General features: G+C 72.1%; 11 protein-coding genes and 1 pseudogene. 10 read left to right on the top strand and 2 right to left on the bottom strand.

The features are described 5' to 3' along the window. The 10 genes and pseudogenes from FSYMDG_RS03515 to FSYMDG_RS03475 all read left to right on the top strand — a co-directional run bounded on the left by FSYMDG_RS03515 (position 1) and on the right by FSYMDG_RS03475 (position 14,373). On the top strand, positions 1–1,689 hold the full coding sequence (locus tag FSYMDG_RS03515) for an alanine racemase (protein ID WP_013872218.1): 1,689 nt from the start codon (positions 1–3) through the stop codon (positions 1,687–1,689). A gap of 303 nt (positions 1,690–1,992) precedes the next feature. Further along, entirely contained in the window at positions 1,993–3,372 is a 1,380-nt protein-coding gene (locus FSYMDG_RS03510; protein WP_013872217.1) for a cystathionine beta-synthase, read from the top strand. 16 nt (positions 3,373–3,388) lie between these two features. Beyond that, on the top strand, positions 3,389–4,702 hold the full coding sequence (locus FSYMDG_RS03505; protein ID WP_013872216.1) for a cystathionine gamma-synthase: 1,314 nt from the start codon (positions 3,389–3,391) through the stop codon (positions 4,700–4,702). A 467-nt stretch (positions 4,703–5,169) separates the two neighbouring features. Then, a complete protein-coding gene (locus tag FSYMDG_RS03500; protein WP_013872215.1) occupies positions 5,170–6,660 on the top strand; it encodes a diaminobutyrate--2-oxoglutarate transaminase family protein in 1,491 nt (496 codons plus the stop codon). A gap of 662 nt (positions 6,661–7,322) precedes the next feature. Next, positions 7,323–8,042: pseudogene (locus FSYMDG_RS27875) on the top strand (IucA/IucC family protein); the annotation flags it as partial. Between the two features lie 19 nt (positions 8,043–8,061). Continuing rightward, the gene (locus FSYMDG_RS27870) at positions 8,062–8,790 is read left to right on the top strand and encodes an IucA/IucC family C-terminal-domain containing protein (protein ID WP_237703075.1); all 729 of its coding nucleotides are present in this window, start codon (positions 8,062–8,064) and stop codon (positions 8,788–8,790) included. After that, positions 8,787–10,352 (top strand): lysine N(6)-hydroxylase/L-ornithine N(5)-oxygenase family protein, encoded by a 1,566-nt coding sequence (locus FSYMDG_RS03490; protein WP_013872214.1) that lies wholly within the window; start codon positions 8,787–8,789, stop codon positions 10,350–10,352. The genes FSYMDG_RS27870 and FSYMDG_RS03490 overlap by 4 nt, the downstream gene beginning before the upstream one ends. Next, positions 10,349–10,876 carry a hypothetical protein gene (locus FSYMDG_RS27865; RefSeq protein ID WP_157490968.1) on the top strand — a complete coding sequence of 176 codons (528 nt, stop codon included), beginning with the start codon at positions 10,349–10,351 and terminating at the stop codon, positions 10,874–10,876. The genes FSYMDG_RS03490 and FSYMDG_RS27865 overlap by 4 nt, the downstream gene beginning before the upstream one ends. Further along, positions 10,806–12,713, top strand: a complete 1,908-nt coding sequence (locus FSYMDG_RS22635) for an IucA/IucC family protein (protein WP_157490967.1) — start codon at positions 10,806–10,808, stop codon at positions 12,711–12,713. Before FSYMDG_RS27865 ends, FSYMDG_RS22635 begins: the two co-directional genes overlap by 71 nt. Before the next feature lie 97 nt (positions 12,714–12,810). Next, positions 12,811–14,373 (top strand): glutamine synthetase family protein, encoded by a 1,563-nt coding sequence (locus tag FSYMDG_RS03475; RefSeq protein ID WP_013872211.1) that lies wholly within the window; start codon positions 12,811–12,813, stop codon positions 14,371–14,373. Between the two features lie 865 nt (positions 14,374–15,238). Here the strand turns inward: FSYMDG_RS03475 and tnpC are convergent. Then, on the bottom strand, positions 15,239–16,675 hold the full coding sequence (tnpC, locus tag FSYMDG_RS03470) for an IS66 family transposase (protein WP_013871651.1): 1,437 nt from the start codon (positions 16,673–16,675) through the stop codon (positions 15,239–15,241). A gap of 116 nt (positions 16,676–16,791) precedes the next feature. After that, entirely contained in the window at positions 16,792–19,065 is a 2,274-nt protein-coding gene (locus FSYMDG_RS03465) for an MMPL family transporter (protein WP_013872210.1), read from the bottom strand. Positions 19,066–19,136: the final 71 nt, after the last annotated feature.

Raw genomic sequence — 19,136 nt, 5'->3', positions numbered from 1 at the left:
GTGCAGTTGCCACCGTCGGCCGGCCGGCTGCACGCCCTGCCCGTCAGCCGGCTGCCCGCGGCAACGCTGCACTGGCTACGCGGCGCCCTCGGAGCACGCGGCGGCGCTCCCGGCCGATCCGCTCATCCCCCGGATGCTCCCACCGCCTCAGCGGCCTTCACCGGGGCCTTCACCGGCGTACAGCCTTTCGCCGGGGCGTACGCCGATCCGATCAGTGCGTACATCTACGATCTTGACGTCGCAGCCGGTAACGCCGCCCGGCTGAAAGCCGCGTTACCGCCATGGGCCGCGATCTTCTATGCGGTGAAGGCAAACGGCTACCCGCCGGTCCTCGACGCCCTCGCCGCTGGCCACGGCCACGGCCACGGCGCCCAGCAGGCCCACAGCGCCCAGCACACCGGCAGCACCGGGCGCAGCCTCCCCACCGGCCAGGGGGTGGACGGTTTCGAGGTCGCCTCCAGCCATGAGATCCAGCTCGCGCTGGACAGCGCCCAGCGGATCGGGCGGCCTGCCCGCATCGTCGTCTCCGGCCCGGGGAAGTCCGTCCCGCTGCTGGCCACGCTCGTCGAGGCCGCCAGGGCCGGCGCCGAGATGACCGTCAACGTCGAAAGCCCCGGTGAGCTGCGCCGGCTGAACCACGTCGCGGGCCGGGCGGGCCGCCAGATACCGGTCACGCTGCGGGTCAACCCGTCCCGGGTGGCCCTCGCCGGCTCGCTGCGGATGGGCGGGGAGGCCAGCGCCTTCGGGATACCCGAGGCGGACGTCCCCGACGTCCTGGCCATCGCCCGGTCACTGCCCTGGGTCGACGTGGCCGGCTTCCACGTCCACGCCGTGTCCGGGAACCTCGACGCCGCCGCGCACCTGGACTACGTCCGCTGGTGTCTGGGGTACGCGGCCGACACGGCCGCCGCGCACGGCGTCGACCTGCGGGTCGTCGACGTCGGCGGCGGGCTGGGGGTGCCCTTCGAGCCGGACCGGCGCGGCGAATGCCCCTTCGACCTGGACGCCTTCGCCGCCGGCCTGCGGGCGACACCGGTCCCGGCCGGGGTACGGGTGCTGTTCGAGCCGGGACGCTGGCTGGTCGCCGACTGCGGCGCGTACGCGGCCGAGGTCACCGACGTCAAACACGCCCACGGCACCGACTTCGTGGTGCTGCGGGGCGGCATCCACCACTTCCAGCTGCCGGCGTCCTGGGAGATCGTGCACAACTTCGGGGTCGTCGCGGTGGACGACTGGCCGTACGACTTCCCGCGCCCCGACGTCGCCGGACGGCCGGTGACCGTGGTCGGCGAGCTGTGCACGCCCGAGGACACCCTCGCCCGCGACATCACCGTGGACGCGGTACGCGCGGGCGACATAGTGGTCTTCCCGATGGCCGGCGCCTACGGATACGAGTTCGCCATGCAGGGGTTCCTGGGGCATCCGCCACCGGTACGGGTCGCGGTGTCGCGGGACTCGGGCGGTGGCTTCACCCACGTCCACACAAGTTCGACGCACCACACAGGTTCGACGCGGCACGGCCCGGCACACGGCGGCTCGACCTACACCGTCTCTTCGACCCATACCAGCTCGACGTCCACCGGCTCGGCCCACACGAGCTCGACGCACACCAGCTCGACGCACACCAGCTCGACGCACACCGGGGGCTCCCACAGCACCTGGACCACCCGACGTGACGAGCGGACGTGACTTTCGTGGCCTCCGCAGCTCACATGGCCCGTGCAACCCGTGCAACCCGTGCAACCCGTGCAACCCGTGCAACCCGTGCAACCCGTGCAACCCGTGCAACCCGTGCAACCCGTGCAACCCGTGCAACCCGTGCAACCCGTGCAACCCGTGCAACCCGTGCAACCCGTGCAACCCGTGTGATCATCTGTGATTTCCGCGGCCTCCGCGACACTGTGCGGCTTGCCCTGCGGCGGGCGCTTCGGCTGCGTACGCTGGGAGCCCAGCGGCGGCTCAGGACCTCGGCGGCGAAGGTGAGGGCGGCGCATGCGTGTCTACGAGAACCTGGCCGCGGTGGTCGGCGGAACTCCACTGATCAGGCTGAACGCGGTCACCGCGGGTATTGCCGCACCCGTGTTCGCCAAGCTGGAGTACGTCAATCCGGGCGGGTCGGTGAAGGACCGGATCGCCCTGGCAATGATCGACGCCGCGGAGGCCGCCGGGCAGCTGCGGCCGGGCGGGACGATCGTCGAACCGACCAGCGGCAACACCGGAGTGGGGCTGGCGATCGTGGCCGCGGCCCGCGGCTACCGCTGCGTGTTCACCATGCCCGACAAGATCAGTGAAGAGAAACAGGCGGTGCTGCGGGCCTACGGCGCCGAGGTGCTGGTCTGCCCGACCGCGGTCGCCCCGGACGACCCCCGCTCCTACTACTCGGTCGCCCGCCGCGTCGTCGCCGAGACGCCCGGCGCGTGGAGCCCGGACCAGTACTCCAACCCGCACAACCCCGCCGCGCACCACGCCAGCACCGGCCCGGAGATCTGGGCGGACACCGACGGGCGCGTCACCCACTTCGTCGCCGGTATCGGCACCGGCGGGACGATCAGTGGCACCGGCCGCTACCTCAAGGAGGTCAGCGGCCGGCGGGTACAGGTCGTCGGCGCCGACCCGGAGGGGTCGGTGTACTCCGGCGGCAGCGGGCGGCCCTACCTCGTGGAGGGAGTCGGCGAGGACATCTGGCCGACGACCTACGACAAGACGGTGGTCGATCGGGTGGAGGCGGTCAGCGACCGCGACTCGTTCCTGATGACCCGGGAGCTGGCCCGCCGCGAGGGCATGCTGGTCGGCGGCTCCTGCGGGCTCGCGGTGGTCGCCGCGCTGCGGGTGGCCCGGGAGCTGGACGCCGACGGCTGCGTCGTGGTGCTGCTCCCGGACTCCGGCCGCGGCTACCTGTCGAAGATCTTCAACGACGAGTGGATGTACGACTACGGTTTTCTCGACCGTCCGTCGGACGAGCCGACGGTCGCCGAAGTGCTGGCCCGCAAGTCCTCCGACGCGACCAGCCCGCCCGACCTGGTACACGTGCATCCCGACGAAACCGTCGGCGCGGCCATCTCCTATCTGCGCGAGTACAACGTCTCCCAGATGCCGGTGGTCCGCCAGGAGCCGCCGCTGCGTTCGGCCGAGGTGGCCGGCGCCGTCATCGAACTGGAGCTGCTCGGGGCCGTGTTCGCCGACCGGACCGCCGTCGACGCCCCGGTGGCCGCGCACATGTCGCCGCCGCTGCCCACGGTGGGCGCCGGCGAGCCGCTGTCGGTGCTGGTCAGCGCCCTGGGCGCCGCGCCGGCCGTGCTCGTGCTGGAGGACGGCAACCCCGTGGGCATCCTCACCCGGTCCGACCTGCTCAGCTTCCTGGCCACCCCGTAACCCCACCGAGGAGCCCATGACCAGCGCCGACGATCCTGTGACCAGCGATCCTGTGGCCAACGATCCTGTGGCCGACAACGCGGTAACCGGTGTGGACGGCTCCGCGGCCCGTGCCGACGGCCCGCGCCGCCCGGCGCCCGTCGGCGCATGGCCGGCCGGCGCCGAGGCCTGGGCCGGTACCGGCTTCGAGACGGTGGCGATCCACGCGGGACAGGACCCCGACCCCGTCACCGGCGCGGTGGTCGTCCCCATCCACCCGTCGTCGACGTTCGCGCAGGACGCTGTCGGGGTCCCGCGCGGGGCGTACGAGTACGCCCGCTCGTCCAACCCGACCCGCACCGCGCTGGAGACCTCCCTGGCCGCGCTGGAGGCGGGTGCGGTGGGGCTCGCCTTCGCCTCCGGTATGGCCGCCGTGGACGCGGTGCTGCGCACGGTGTGCCGACCCGGCGACCACGCGGTGATCCCGTTGGACGCCTACGGTGGCACCTACCGACTGTTCTCGCGGGTGCTCGCCGAGTGGGGCGTGGAGTACACCCCGGCGCCGCTGAACGATCTCGACGCGGTGCGGGCGGCGATCCGCCCGGGCCGTACCCGGCTACTGTGGTCCGAGACGCCGACGAATCCGACGCTGGGTGTCTCCGACATCGCCGCGCTGGCCGATATCGCGCACTCCGCCGACGCGCTGCTCGTCGTCGACAACACCTTCGCCACCCCGTACCTGCAGCAGCCCCTGGCCCTCGGTGCCGACGTGACGGTCCACTCGACCACGAAGTACCTCGGCGGACACAGTGACGTCGTCGGTGGCGCCGCGGTGGTGGCCGACCCGGGGCTGGGGGAACGGCTGCGGTTCATCCAGAACGCCACCGGGGCGGTTCCCAGCCCGTTCGATGCCTGGCTGGTGCTGCGGGGGGCGAAGACCCTGGCGGTCCGGATGGACCGGCACTGCACGAACGCCCGCCGCGTCGCGGAGCTGCTGGCGGGGCATCCCGCGGTGGCGGCCGTGCACTACCCGGGCCTGCCGGACGACCCGGGCCACCAGGTGGCGGCGAAGCAGATGCGTGACTTCGGCGGGATGGTGTCGTTCGCCCTGCGCGGGGGCGAGGAGGCTGCGGTCGAGGTGTGCCGGCGGACCAGGGTGTTCACCCTCGCCGAGTCCCTGGGCGGCGTCGAGTCGCTCATCGAGCATCCCGGGCGGATGACGCACGTCTCGGTGGCCGGTTCTCCGCTGGAGGTGCCCGCGAACCTCATCCGGCTGTCGGTCGGCATCGAGTCGATCGACGACCTGCTCGAGGACCTCACCGAAGCCCTCCCCGACCGCCGGGATCCGTAGGTGGTTTCCGTCACCCCGACAGCGTTTTCCACCTACGCCTCGTTCGGTCGTAGGTGGCTGCCGTTGGAGGGGTGACGGTTTTCACCTACGGCTTCCGCCGTGTCGTCGGGCTGTGCCGTCGGGCTGTGGCCAGCCCCGCGGGCACCGTGTGAGCTCGGCGTTGCCGCACCGGCAGGGTTCATCGTCGGATTGCGGCGAGCGAGAGGATGATTACACCCACGGTTCGCATCCCCCTGCCAACAGCTGCTTAGGCTAGGCTTCCTTGAACCCAACGGAAGCTCGCAGGTGGCATGATCGAGCGGGAACACCCTTGCCCGCGCCCGAGGTACCGCGCCGGATCGGCTCCGCCGACCGGAAAGGTCCGCAGGACCCGGGCCCTCGGACCCGGCCATCCGCCTAGGCCCCACAGCTGAACCCTCGGACCGGATCACTCAAGGAGCCCAGGCCACCGGACGGGAGTCGCTTTCTTGACGATATCCGCCATCAGTTCCGGATCCGCCGGCCCTTCGGGACCCAGCGCCCATGCTGACCCCACGACCAGCCCCACCGGCGGCCCCACTGGCGACCCCGCTGACGGCCATGGCGTGCCGAACGCCGACGGCCGGGCACGTGCGCCCGAGGGAATCCTCGCCCGGCAGCGCCGACGCGAGTCGTCCGCGCGGACATACGCCCGGAACCTGCCGATCGTCCCCGTCCACGCCGAGGGCATGACGGTGATCGGCGCGGACGGCCGTCGCTACCTGGACTGCCTGTCCGGCGCCGGCACCCTCGCGCTCGGCCACAACCATCCCGTCGTCCACGAGGCGATCCGCGGGCTGCTCCACTCCGGCGCACCGCTGCACGTGCTCGACCTGGCCACCCCCGAGAAGGACGCGTTCACCGCCGAGCTGCTGTCCTGCCTGCCGGGTGACCTCGCGACCTCGGCGAAGCTGCACTTCTGTGGGCCCAGCGGCGCGGACGCGGTCGAGGCTGCGCTCAAGCTGACCCAGACGGTCACCGGGCACGAGACGCTGCTGGCGTTCACCGGTGGCTACCACGGCATGACGGCCGGTGCGCTCGCCGTCACCGGCAACGTTACGATCAAGGAACGTCTCCGGCCGGTGGGCACGGTCGTGCGGCTGCCCTACCCGTACCCCTACCGCTGCCCGTTCGGCGTGGGCGCCACCGACGGGGACTGCCCGGACGGCGCGCGGCTGTCCATCCAGTACATCGAACGGCTCCTGGACGACCCGTGCGGCGGAGTGACCCAGCCCGCCGCGATGATCGTCGAGGCCGTGCAGGGCGAGGGCGGGGTGGTGCCCGCACCCGACGACTGGCTGCGGGCGATCCGCCGGATCACCGCCGAGCGGGGCATCCCCCTGATCCTCGACGAGGTCCAGACCGGGGTGGGGCGCACGGGCGCGTTCTGGGCCGTCGAGCACAGCGGCATCACCCCGGACGTCATCGTCATGTCGAAGGCGATCGGCGGCGGCCTGCCGCTGGCCGTCATCGCCTACCGGGAGGAGCTGGACGGCTGGACCCCCGGCGCGCACACCGGCACGTTTCGCGGCAACCAGCTCGCGATGGCCGCCGGTGCCGCCACCCTGCGTTTCGTCCGCTCCGAAGCCCTGGATCTGCGCGCCGCCGAGGTCGGCGCCCGGATGCTGGCCGACCTGCGGACGATCGCCGCGGGCCGGCCCTGCGTGGGAGATGTCCGCGGACTCGGGCTCATGATCGGCCTGGAGGTGGTCGATCCCGACGCCGCCCCGGACGCCCTCGGTACCCGGCCGGCAGACCCCCACCTGGCCGCCCGTGTCCGGGCCGAGTGCCTGGCCCGAGGCCTGATCGTCGAGCTTGGCGGGCGCCACGACGCGGTGGTGCGGCTGCTCCCGCCGCTGACCATCACTGACGCCGAGGCCGACCGGGTACTGGCCATCCTCGCCGACGCCCTCACCGCGGCAGCCTCCCCGCCCCGGTGAAGCCCGTCCCTGTACCACCGGCCCTGGGCGGCGCGCCCACGGGGACGCCGGACAGGCCGGCACCTGATCGGTCTGACCTGCCGGGTCTGCCGGGCCCGGCCGCGGCAACCGCCGCGGACGCCCGGGTCATCGAGACGCTGCTGCGCTGCTGGGTTCGGGAGAACGGGATCGCGGTGGACCGCCACGGCGGCCCGCTGCGGATCGGTCTGCCCGCCTCCGGACTGGCGTTGGAGGTGCCCGTCCGCTACCGCTCGCCCTGCGGCTGGCATCGCTTCGGCCCGCCGACCATCAGCGGCCCGACCACGGAAGCCGCGGCCGCGGGGAACCCGATCGGGGAAGCTCCAGCCACGGGCGGCCGGGCCACGCGGCGTCCGAGCGTAGGAGACCCGGCCGTGGGAGGTCCACCGGTGGACGCCGGGCTGCTGGCTGCCCTGCTCGTCCGCGAGATCGCCAGCCGGCAGGGGCTGCCGCCGTCGGCGGGCGCGGACTGCCTCGGCCGCGTCATCGACTCGCTGCGGCGGATCGCCGTGCACATCGAAGCCCGCGCCACCACCCGCCGAGGGCCCGCCAGGCCGACCACACCGGCCACGCCATCTGGTCCGGTCGTGCCACCGGATGGACCGGATGGACCGGATGGACCGGGCACACCAGCCGAAGTGGCCATGCCGGCCGGGGCGGGCGCGTCCACCATGCCGGACGCGGCGGGCGACGCGGCTGGCACGGCGCTGTTCCTCGTCGCCGAACAGGCGCTGATAACCGGGCATCCGTTCCATCCGACGGCGAAGAGCCGCGAAGGTGCGTCAGCGGAGGAGCTGGCCACATACTCTCCAGAGTTATATGGCTCCTTTGCCCTGCACTGGTTCGCCGCCCACCCGTCGGTGGCGGCCTCGGGCGGGACGATCGCCGGCCGCGGCCCGGCGGAGCTCCTACGCCGCCTGCTGCCCGACCGTGACCTGCCTGTCGCCCCTGCCGGCTACCTGCTCCTGCCGGCACACCCCTGGCAGGCCCGCTACCTGCGCACCCGGCCGGACGTCACCGCCATGATCGCCGATGGTCTGCTGGTGGCTCTCGGCCCGGCCGGGCCACCGTGGTATCCGACGGCGTCGCTGCGCACCGTGTGGCGGCCGGACGCACCAGTCATGATCAAGCTCTCCCTGGGTATGCGGATCACCAACTCCCGCCGGATCAACCTGCGCGACGAACTGGAGCTGGGCGCCCAGATCAGCGCGCTGCTCGACACGGGCCTGCGGGACTGGCTGGCCGGCGCCCATCCCGACTTCCATCTGCTCCAGGAGCCGGCGTGGGTCGGCCTCGATCCTCCGGGCGCAGGGAGTCCGGCCCCGGGGGCCGCGAGCGTGTCCGGCCTGGGGCTGGACAGCGCGATCCGGGTGAACCCGTTCGGTGTGGACGACCGGGTGGTGTGCGTGGCCGGGCTGGTCGCCGACCGCCCGGACCGTGCGCGCCGACCCCACCGACCCCACCGACCCCGGCCCGTCCATGCTCGTCAGGATCGTCGACGGGCTCGCGGCACGGGCCGGACGGCCCGCCGCCGAGGTCGCCGCCGACTGGTTCGCCCGCTACCTGCGGGTCGTCGCCGCGCCGGCGCTCGACCTGTACGCGCGCCACGGGGTCGGCCTGGAGGCACACCAGCAGAACTGCCTGGTCGCCCTGGACGACCACGGCCGGCCCACGGCCGGCTGGTACCGCGACAGTCAGGGCTACTATGTCGCCGCGTCCCACGCGGACGCCGTCCGCCGGGCCGTGCCCGGGTTCGGCGACGGGCTCGCCGCGATCTTCGACAACGCCCTCGTGGACGAACGGGTGCTCTACTATGTTATGATCAACAATGTGTTCGGGGTGATCGGCGCCTTGGGCGCCGCCGGCCGGGCGGACGAGACCCACCTGCTGGCCGCCGTGCGCGCCCTGCTGGTGCGCATGCGCGCCGACCTGGGCGCCGACGGTGTGACCGCACCGGGCCTGTTCGGCCTGCTGCTGGACTCCCCCGTCCTGCGCTGCAAGGCGAACTTCGCGACAGCGGTCGACGGGCGCGACGAACTGGCCGGCCCGGTCGCCACCCAGTCGCTGTACGTCGACATCCCCAACCCGCTCGTCACGGAGCTCGGATCGTGAGCACCCGACCGTCCAACCAGAACCATCCAGACGAACAACACAAGCCAGACGAACGGTGCGGGCAGGACGAGCCGGGCGAACGGGACGAGCCGTTCGACCTGGTGGGCGTCGGGCTGGGGCCGTTCAACCTCTCGCTGGCCGCGCTCGCCGACGGGCTGCCCAGGCTGCGCACCCGGTTCTTCGAGGCCAGGCCGGGGTTCTCCTGGCATCCCGGCCTGCTGCTGCCGGGCACCCGACTGCAGGTGCCCTTCCTCGCCGACCCGACCAGCCGCTGGTCGTTCCTGTCCTATCTGCACGCGCACGACCGGTTGTTCCGGTTCTACTTCCACGAACGCTTCCACCTGCTGCGGCAGGAGTACGACGACTACTGCCGCTGGGTGGCCACCGGTCTGGCCGCCACCCGTTTCGGCTCCCGGGTGGACGCGCTGCGCTGGCGTCCGGACACCGGGCTGTTCGAGGTCGAGGTGAGTGCCCAGGCCGACGGCCACACCCTCGCTGCCCGGACCACCCGGACGGTGCTGGCCCGCAACATCGTGCTGGGGGTGGGGACCGAACCGTCGGTGCCGGCGGCATTCACCGGGCTGCTCGGACCGGAGGTGTTCCACTCCGCCGAGTACCGGACGCGGCGGGCCGCCCTGGCCGGCGCCGGGCACGTGACCGTCGTCGGCTCGGGGCAGTCCGGCGCGGAGGTCTTCCTCGACCTGCTGCGCGCCCAGCCGGAAACCGGCCAGACCCTGCACTGGATCACGCGGACGCCGGCCTTCGCCCCGATGGAGTACTCCAAGCTGGGCCTGGAACAGTTCACACCCGACTACGTCCGGTACTTCCACGGTCTGGACCAGCCGGCCAAGGACGCGCTCCTGCCCACCCAGTGGCAGCTGTACAAGGGCATCGACGCCGAGACGATCGCGGAGATCTACGATCTGCTGTACGAGCGGACCGTCGCCGGCGCGGCCGTGGACGCGGCCCTGCTGCCCCACGTCACGATCGAGTCGGGGACGCGGACAGCGGCCGGGCGGATCAGGCTGGCCTGCCGGCACGTCCCGCAGGACCGCGTGTTCACGGTCGAGACCGACCGGGTCGTGCTCGCGACCGGGTACGCCGCCCGCCGGCCCACGCTGCTCGGCCCGGTCGCGGACCTGCTCGACCTCGACGACACCGGCCGATACCAGGTGGACGCGGCCTACCGGCTCGCGACCGTGCCGCGGGTCAGCGGACGGATCTACGTCCAGAACGCCGAACTGCACACCCACGGGGTCGGCACGCCAGACCTCGGCCTGGGCGCCTGGCGGGCGGCGGTGATCCTCGACGACCTGACCGACGGCACGGCCTACCGCGTCCCGCCACGATCGGCTTTCACGACCTTCGGCGCGCCCACCGACGCGCCGGCGCCCGGCCCCGGTCCTGCTTCTGGCGCGTCCCGGCCGACCACCGGTCCGGCGGCCGGATCGACGGACCCGGGGGCTGGGCCGGCTGCCGGCCCGGCCGTGCGCCCGCGGCGCGGTGACGTGCCCGCGCCAACCGGCGGAGGTGGGCAGTGGACGGACGGGAACGGGCCGTGAGCCGGCCGCATCTGTGGCGGGCGGCCGGGCAGGCCCTGCTGGCAAAGCTGATCGCGGAGTTCTCCTACGAGGAACTGCTGCACCCGCAGTCCGTCGCGAGCACCGCGAACCCGACGGACGCGACGAATCCCGCGAGCCCGGCGGGTACCGCGAACCTCGCGGGCGTGACCGAGTCGGCGGACCTGTCCACAGCTACGCCCCCGGCGGCGCGCGTCGGGCGCGGTGAACCGGCCGGTTACCGGCTGGCCTGCGGTGATGTCAGCTACACGTTCACCGCCCGCCGCGGCACGTTCGGCACCTGGTGGTTGGATGCCGCCTCGCTACGTCGCGCGGGCCCGCCCGGCCGGCCGGGCGGGCCGGCCTGGTGGCCGGTCGGCCCCCGCGGACGATCCGGCGCCAACGGATCCCGGCGGGTACGCCACGTCGCGCGGCCCGGTCCCAGCGGACGACCCGGTGCGTTTCGTCCTGGACGCCGTGGGTCTGCTGGGCTGGCCGGACGACGTCACCGCGGACGTCGTCCGTGAACTGACCGCGACGCACGCCGCCGACGTGCGGCTGCTCGCCGCAGCCCGCCCCGCCGCCGAGCTCGCGGACGCGACCTACACCGAGCTCGAGGGCTTCGCCACCGGGCATCCGTGCATGGTCGCGAACAAGGGACGGCTGGGCTTCGGTCTCACCGACGCGGGCCGTTACACCCCGGAGGCGGCCACCCCCCTGCGGCTGCTGTGGGTAGCCGCGCATCCGGAGCTGGCCACCTTCACGACCGCCGGTTTCACGACCGCCGGATCCGGCGGTGCCGGACCGGCCGATGCGGACGACCAGGACGCCCGTGGCGGCGTTCTCACCCAGCGGCGGCTGTTGGCGGCCGAGCTCGACCCGTCCACCCGGGCCGCGTTCGCAACGACGCTGGCAACCCGGCTCGCGACCGCGGGCAGCGGCGCGGAGGCTGGGACGGACCGTGACGACGGCCGGTCCGCGGAGCCGGGCACCGTTCCGGCACGGCCGGCTCCGCCCCGGGGAGAACCGGTGGCTGATCCGCCGGATGGCCGGGGCTGGGAGGAACAGGCTCCGTCCCAGGGGGAGCCGGCCGCCACCCATGAGGAGTACGTCTGGCTGCCGGTGCATCCCTGGCAGTGGGAACACGTGATCGCGCCGCTGTTCACCGCCGAGATCGCGACCGGCCGGTTGGTACTGCTCGGCGAGACACCAGATCACTACCTTCCGCTACAATCTGTGCGTACTTTGGTGAACATCGACCGTCCAGCACGGTTCAATGTCAAACTTGCGCTAATGATTCGTAACACACTGGTGTGGCGAGGGATGTCAGCCGACGACGCCCACGCCGGCCCGGACACCTCCGCCTGGCTCGTCGGCATCCGGGACGCCGACGCGTTCCTGCGGGACGTCACACGGGTGCTTCCACTGCCGGAGGTCGCCGGGGCCACCGTCACCCACAGCGCGTACGGGGAGCTGGCGCGTGCGCCGTACCGCTTCCACGAGCTACTGGGCGTCCTGTGGCGGCAGCCGGTCGAGAGCCTGCTCGCCGCCGGCGAACGGGCCCGGACGTTCGCGTCGTTGCTGCTCGTCGGCTCCGACGGCCGGGCGCTGGTCGGCGAGCTGGTGGCCCGCTCGGGCCACGGGGCGCGGGAGTGGCTGCGGGCGCTGCTGTCCTGCCTGCTGCCGCCGCTGCTGCACTACCTGTACGTCTACGGCGTCGCCTTCACCCCGCACGGCGAGAACGTCGTCCTCGTCTTCGACGGTGACGACGTCCCGACCCGAATAGCGATCAAGGACTTCGGAGCCGACATAGAACTGGTCGACGCCGCCCACACCGATGGTGACCGGCCAGGCTGGCCGGAGCAGGCCGGCCTGCCGGCGTCCGCCGCGCGGTACCTGCGGCGCTGGCCCGCCGCCGACCTCGCCCACTCGATCCTGTCGGCACTGTGCGCGGGGCACTTCCGGTTCTTCGCGGTCATCCTCGAGGAGCATCTCGGTGTCGACGAGCGGGAGTTCTGGACGCTGGTCCGCGCCGAAATCGAGAACTATCACCACGCCTTTCCCGACCATGCCGACCGGTTCGCCCTGTTCGACCTGCTGGCGCCCACCTTCGACCGGGTCTGCCTCAACCGGGAACAGCTCGCCGGCGCCGGCTTCCACGACCGGCCCGACCGAGACGGCGGATTCGACGTCAGCTACGGCCGCCTCGCCAGTCCCCTGCATCTGGTGACGATCGACACCGCACCTCCCGACAGCGCGGCCCCCGACAGCACAGCCGTCGACAATGCAGCTCCCGACAACGCAGCCGTCGACATCGTGCCCCCGAAGAGCAGGCCCCCGAAGACCGAGAGAGCCCGGCGATGAACCTCGACAACGAGACGACGAACATCCGGATGACGGCCGGCCGGACGACGGGTGTCGGAGCGTCGGCCCGGCTGCCGCGCGCAACCATCCGGCCGGCTTGAACCGGCCCGCGCGGCGGCATCCCGGCCTCCTCGACGTCGACGAGCTGCGGCGGCTCGCGGCGTCCACGCGTTCCCCGGACAGCATCGACGAAGTGCTCGTGGGCCTTCCCGACCTGCAGGGGCGTCTTCAGGGCAGCGGGGCGTCGGTGGATCACTTCATCGAGGACGTGCTCGCGCGCGGCCTGCCCGCCTGCGCCTATCTGCTCGCCGTGGACGTCGAGATGGACACCGACGCCGGCTACGCCTTCGCGCCCCGGGACACCGGCTTCGGGGACTTCCGGCTCGTACCGGACCTCGCGACCCTGCGCCGCGCTCCGTGGCATCCCCGCTCGGCCGTGGTGTTCGCGGATGCCTGGTGGCCGGCTGGCGGCGTGGTCCGCGTCGCGCCCCGGGCCGTCCTGCGAGCGCAGCTCGACCGGCTCTACACCCGGGGGCTGGCCGCGCTCGCCGGTACCGAGCTGGAGTTCCTGGTGTTCACCGAGTCCTACCAGCAGGCGGCCGACCGCTCGTACGGCGGCCTGACCCCGGCGTCCCGGTACAACGTCGACTACTCCCTGATCGGGACGTCCGAGATGGACGGGCTGGTCCGGACGATCAGGCTGGCCATGACGGACGCGGGGGTACGGGTCGAGTCGGCCCGGGCGGAGGTCCATCCGGGCCAGTACGAGATCGTCTTCCGCTACGACGACGCGATTAGTACCTGCGACAACCACGTCCTCTACAAGACGACGGCGAAAAACCTTGCCGCGCAGGCCGGTCAGGCAGTGACCTTTATGGCAAAATACGATCAAGGAGAGGGAAACTCCTGCCATGTTCACCTGTCCCTGCGGGGGCGGGACCGCGCGACGGTGTTCGCCGCCGAGCCGTTGGAAGACGGGCGGGCAGCACCCGACGAGGAGTCGGCCGAGCGGGCGTCCGCGGGCTGGGCTCCGCCCGGACGGACGTCGGCCGAGCGGGCCGCAGCCGGCCGGCCACTGATCGACCGGAGCCACGGTGGGCGGGCGCCGGGCGGCCGGGCGGCGGCCGATCGAGCGGATCTCGCCGGGATGTCGAAGCTGATGCGGTCGTTCGTGGCCGGGCAGCTCGCCTGCATGGCCGAGTTCGCCCTGCTGTTCGCGCCGACCGTCAACTCCTACAAGCGGCTCGCTCCGGGCTCGTTCGCGCCGACCGGTATCGCCTGGGGACGGGACAACCGCACCTGCCCGGTGCGGGTCGTCGGCTCCGGCCGCTCGCTGCGGATCGAGCATCGGGTGCCCGGTGGTGATGCCAACCCGTACCTGGCGGTCGCCGGGATCATCGCGGCCGGCCTGTACGGGATCGACAACGACCTTGCGCTGCCACCGGCGACGGCCGGGAACGCGTTCACCGCGCCCGGGGTGGCGCGTCTGCCCAGGACGTTACGGCAGGCGCAGCGGCTGTGGCGTTCCAGCGAGATCGCGCGAGCGGCGTTCGGCGACGACGTTGTCGACCATCTCGCGCACGCCGCCGAGGCCGAGTTCGCCTCCTACGAGACGACCGTCACCGACTGGGAACGCCGCCGCGCCTTCGAGCGCCTGTGAGTCACCGGCACGTCGGTGGGACGAGCGCCGGACGGTTACTCCGAGTCCCGCACGGCGCACTGGGTCCCGTACGGTTCCGACGAGCCGGATCGTCCATGGCACCGGTGTCGACGAAGCCGCACCGGACGTCGGCCCGGGTCCCGTGCTGTTCCGACGCCGTCCGCGGCGCCCACGGCGGTCGTCCCCTTCCGGGTGCCGCTCCAGTGCCCGTGTTGTTCCAAATTTTGCGCCGATCCGGATTTCGCGCCGTTCCGGGCCGGAGGCTGCCCGCGAAAACGGTTTTGTCCTGACCGCCTATCCGTCATGTGCATGGTCCGGCAGATATCCGGACACGGATTGCCGGCCGGCTTCGACAACGGCCGGGCATGGCTGGGCATAATCGGACAGAGGCGTCGGACAGGGACCGCACGCCCCACCTGCGCGGCGTCCTGGAAAGCCAGGCTCCCGGGTCGCTCGCGGGGGCGGCCGATCCGTCCACGGCCGCCCCCGCGAGCCGTGCGGCAGCAGCTCCACCACCTCTGCCGCAAGATTCAGTTGGATACCGGCCACGCCGCCGCGGCCGGCGTCCCGGTACAAGCGGGCGGTCACCGACGGGTGCGGGCGACCGCATCCGGGAGAACTGGTCACGATCGTCGCCAATCGTGCGTCCGGTTACGGTCCAGCGGGTCTCCTACGGTATTGAGGCTAGAACGTGAAACGAGGTTGTGACAAGGGCCGGCGATGCCGTCTCGATGGTTTTTTCCACATTGTAGCCGGTAACAGAAAACACCATGACGAGTATACCGTTTTATTTTTCGGATTATCTTACCAGCTCATGTCCGACGCTTCCCACATTGTAACTAGTCAGGTAGTTTTTGATCTTGAGTTAGCTGATCGCGGGCATCCAGGGACGGCCCTCGGCAAGTTGGACGAGAGCGTCGAACAGGCTGATGCCGTGTTTGGTGGCGGTGGACAGGTAGCTGCGGATCGCGCAGAACTGGCGGGCGCCGGTGAGCGTGCGTAGGCAGCCGGATACCTTCTGCCGTAGTTTGATCATGCGGATGTCGCGTTCGGAGCCGTTGTTGTCCGCGGGAACCCGCCAGTCGCGGGTGAACCGAAGGTAGTCGGCTTCGCGGTCGACGAGCCGGCAGGCCAGGGCATGGCGGGCGGCCATGAGTTTCGTGCCGCGCGGCGAGGTCTGGCTGATCCCGATGTGAGCGGCGTGGCGCAGCTGCCGGGTCTGGGTGGCCGGTGCCTGCTCGTCGATGGTGACGCCGGTAGTGGCGGCGTCGACGGCGAGGCGGTGCAGGGCGACGAGCGCGTCGCCTGCCTGGGCGGCCCAGCACCAGGTTCCCGTCGGGGCCGCGTCGACGACGGCCTGTAGTTCGCGCAGCACGTGAGCGACGCACAGCTGGTGGGTGGCGCCGGTGTAGCTGTCGTAGGGGGCCCAGGCGTCGTGGACCACCACCCCACCGAAGGCGGGAAGCACCCCGAGGGCGTCGATCCCGCCGCTGCCGCGGGTGGCATGGCAGTCGATCAGCGTGTACTTGTCGGTGCGGGCGCAGTGCACCCAGTGCAGTTTCCCGGCGACCCGCAGCCCCGTCTCATCGGCCCCGATCACGTCGGCGGCGGCCAGCAGACCCCGGACGGTGTCACGGAAGCCGTCGAGTCCGGCGGCGGCACGGGCGGTCATCGCACCGACCGTGCCCGCCGAGATCGGGATCCCAACCAGCTCGGCCAGCGCGGTCGCGGTCCGCTCCTGCGACAGGAACTGACCGGAATACAGGTAGACCACCGCCGCGGCCACCCGCGGCCCGTACTGCACCGGCGCGTCCACCCCGGCCGGTGCCGCCGCCTTCGTCCGCGTCCCGCAGCCGCACTCCCGCTCGATGAGCTGATGTTCGACCACATGCGGACGTAGTTCGGGCAGGTCGAACACCTGCCGCCGTTCGGTCCGGGTCACAGGCCGGCCCGCAAGCCCCGCCCCGCACCCCGCACACGGCCCCGGCTCATGCCGCAGGCGCACATCAGGCTCAGCGAGCATCCGCAGCGTCGATCCCGGATGCCCGCCCTGCCCACCGGGCCTGCGGCCGGTCTTCTTCCGCAGCGACTTCGGTGGCGGTTTCGCCAGCCCGTCCGAACTCGGTGGCTTCGCCGAGTTCCGCGAGTTCTTCGCGACCTGAGCTTCCAGCTCGGCGATCCGCACCCGCGCCTGTTCCAACGCCGCAGCGGTCTCGACCAGCTGCGCCCGCAGACTCACCACCAGCGCCGCGAGCTCGTCATACGACGGCACCGGCGGCGACGCGGGCGGACCATCCGACACACCCGGACCCTACGGCCCGATCAACCACACAGCACCAACGACCCGGGCCTTCAGGCCATCGAGGAGTCCCAGCCAGCCGGGAAACCAAAAACAAACGATCTACCAGACCTGACCAGTTACCCCACATTTTCGACAGGCACGTTATAGGCGACTTCCACCCGGGGCGCCTCCACCAGGCCGATTCGGGCGTGCAGGGCCCTCAGCGGCCGTGGTGCCCACCAGTTGACGTTGCCGGCCAGGCGCATGAACGCCGGTACCAGTACCCCGCGGATCAGGGTGGCGTCCAGGACGATCGCCAGGGCCGTGCCGATGCCGAACATCTGCATGAACGTCACCGACGACGTGGCGAAGGCCACGAAGGTCACCGCGAGCAGCGCCGCGGCGGTGGTCACGATCCGCCCGGTACGGGCGAGGCCGGTGGCGACGGCCTCGGTGTTCGGGACGCCCCGGTCGTGCTCCTCCTTGATCCGGGACAGCAGGAACACCTCGTAGTCCATGGACAGGCCGAACGCGATACAGAACAGCAGCACCGGCATGGAGGTGTCCAGCGGCCCGGGCAGGAAGCCCAGCGCCCCGGACAGGTGGCCGTCCTGGAAGACCCAGACCGCGGCGCCGAGCACAGCGCTCAGCGACAGCGCGTTGAGCACCAGGGCCTTCAGCGGCATGACGACGCTGCCGGTGAACAGGAAGAGCAGCACGAACGTGGTCAGCGCGATCAGCCCGACGGCCAGTGGCAGATGGTCGGAGATGGTCGCCTTGCCGTCGACGAGCACCGCGGACGGACCGCCGACGAGCACGGACGTCCCGGCCGGAACGGGCCGCCCGCGCACGGCCCTGGCGAGATCCTGCCCGGCGTCCGACGCCGGGTCGACCGAGGGGACCACCTCGAGATAGGTCGAGGTACCGGCGGAGAACCGGGAGTCCGTGGGGGCGGGGGGCGTCACCTGGCGGCCGGCGGCGTAGGTGCCGGCCGCGCTGTTCACCCGAGCCACGTTCGGTAACGAGGACAGGTCGCGCGCGTATCCGTCCGGTGCGGGCCCGCCAGCCGGAGCGCCCCCGCCGGGGCCGCCAGCCGCCCCCTCCAGCACGACGGTCGTGGCGGCGGCGGTGTCGGCGGCGAAGTCCGTCCGGATGACGTCGCCGACCTGCCGGCTGGAGGCGGTGCCGCGCAGCACCCGGTCGTCCGGGGTGCCGAAGGAGACGTGCAGAAAGGGGATGCCCAGCATCAGCAGCACGGCGACGGCGGGCACGCCGACGAGCAGCGGCCGGCGCATGACAGCGGAGGCGACGGCGCGCCAGGCGGGTGATTCGGAGGCCTCCCGGGGGCCGGCTGCCGCCCCAGCGGCCCGCCGGCGGCGGATCAGCCCGATCAGCCCGCCGACCCGCAGCGCGTTGACCCGCGGCCCGAGCAGCACAAGTATGGCCGGCAGGACCACGGTCGCGCTGAGGACCGCGAAGACCGTCACGGCGATACCGGCATAGGCCATCGACTTCAGGAAGTAGGGCGGGAAGACGAGCATCACGGCGAGTGCCGCCACGACGGTGGCGCCGCTGAAGACGATCGTCCGACCGGCGGTCCGCAGGGTGGTGGCGACCGCGTCGGCGCGGTCCCGCCCGCTGGCGAGTTCCTCACGGAACCGGCTCACCATCAGCAGGGCGTAGTCGATACCCAGGCCCAGGCCCAGGGCCGTGGTGAGGTTGACCGCGAAGATCGAGACGTCGGTGAGGCTGCCGAGGACGGAGAGGATCGCAAGCCCGCCGAAGATGCCGACCACGCCGACGGCCAGCGGCAGCAGTGCGGCCACCACGCCGCCGAAGGCCACGATGAGCAGCACCATCGTGATCGGGATGGCCACCGACTCGGCCAGGGCAAGATCGGTGGTGACCTGGTCGTTGATGTTCTCGCCGATGGTGGCGGCACCGCCGGGGGTCACCGTCACCGGGCCGGGGACGTCCCTGGCCTGCTCGTACCGGGCGACGAGATCCTCCGCCACGTCGTCGTCGGAGGTGTAGGCGAGCACGAGCGCGTGCCTGCCGCTTTCGGAACGCAGGGGCGGCCCACCGCTGTCCCAGTACGAGACCGCCCTGTTCACGCCCGGCTCGGCCGCGAGGGTCCGGGTGAGCTCCCTGCCGGCGGCCGTGACGTCGGGAGCGTCCACCGTCCCGGCGCGGGCCGTGACCAGCAGGACCAGGCTGGGCTGGCCGCCGAAGCGCTCCTCCACCGCCTGGTCGGCGTGGGTGGAGCCCGACCTGGGATCGTCGAACCCACCGGTCTGGAGCTTGCCGAAGGCGGTGACGCCGAGCACGGCCGTCGCGCCCACGAGCAGCAGGGTTGCCAGCAGGACAAGCCCGGGACGGCGTGTGACCAGGCGCGCGAGGCGTGCGAACACCGGAACCTCCGGAGAGTTGTCATCGTTCTAGAGAACAGTGTTCGCGTACACCGGGCGCAGTCAAGACATCC

It is taken from the genome of Candidatus Protofrankia datiscae (genome assembly GCF_000177615.2).
In the GTDB taxonomy this organism is placed as follows: Bacteria; Actinomycetota; Actinomycetes; order Frankiales; family Frankiaceae; genus Protofrankia; species Protofrankia coriariae.
The sequence above is the reverse complement of the archived record's forward strand: the minus strand, read 5'-3'. Positions and strand labels throughout refer to the sequence as shown.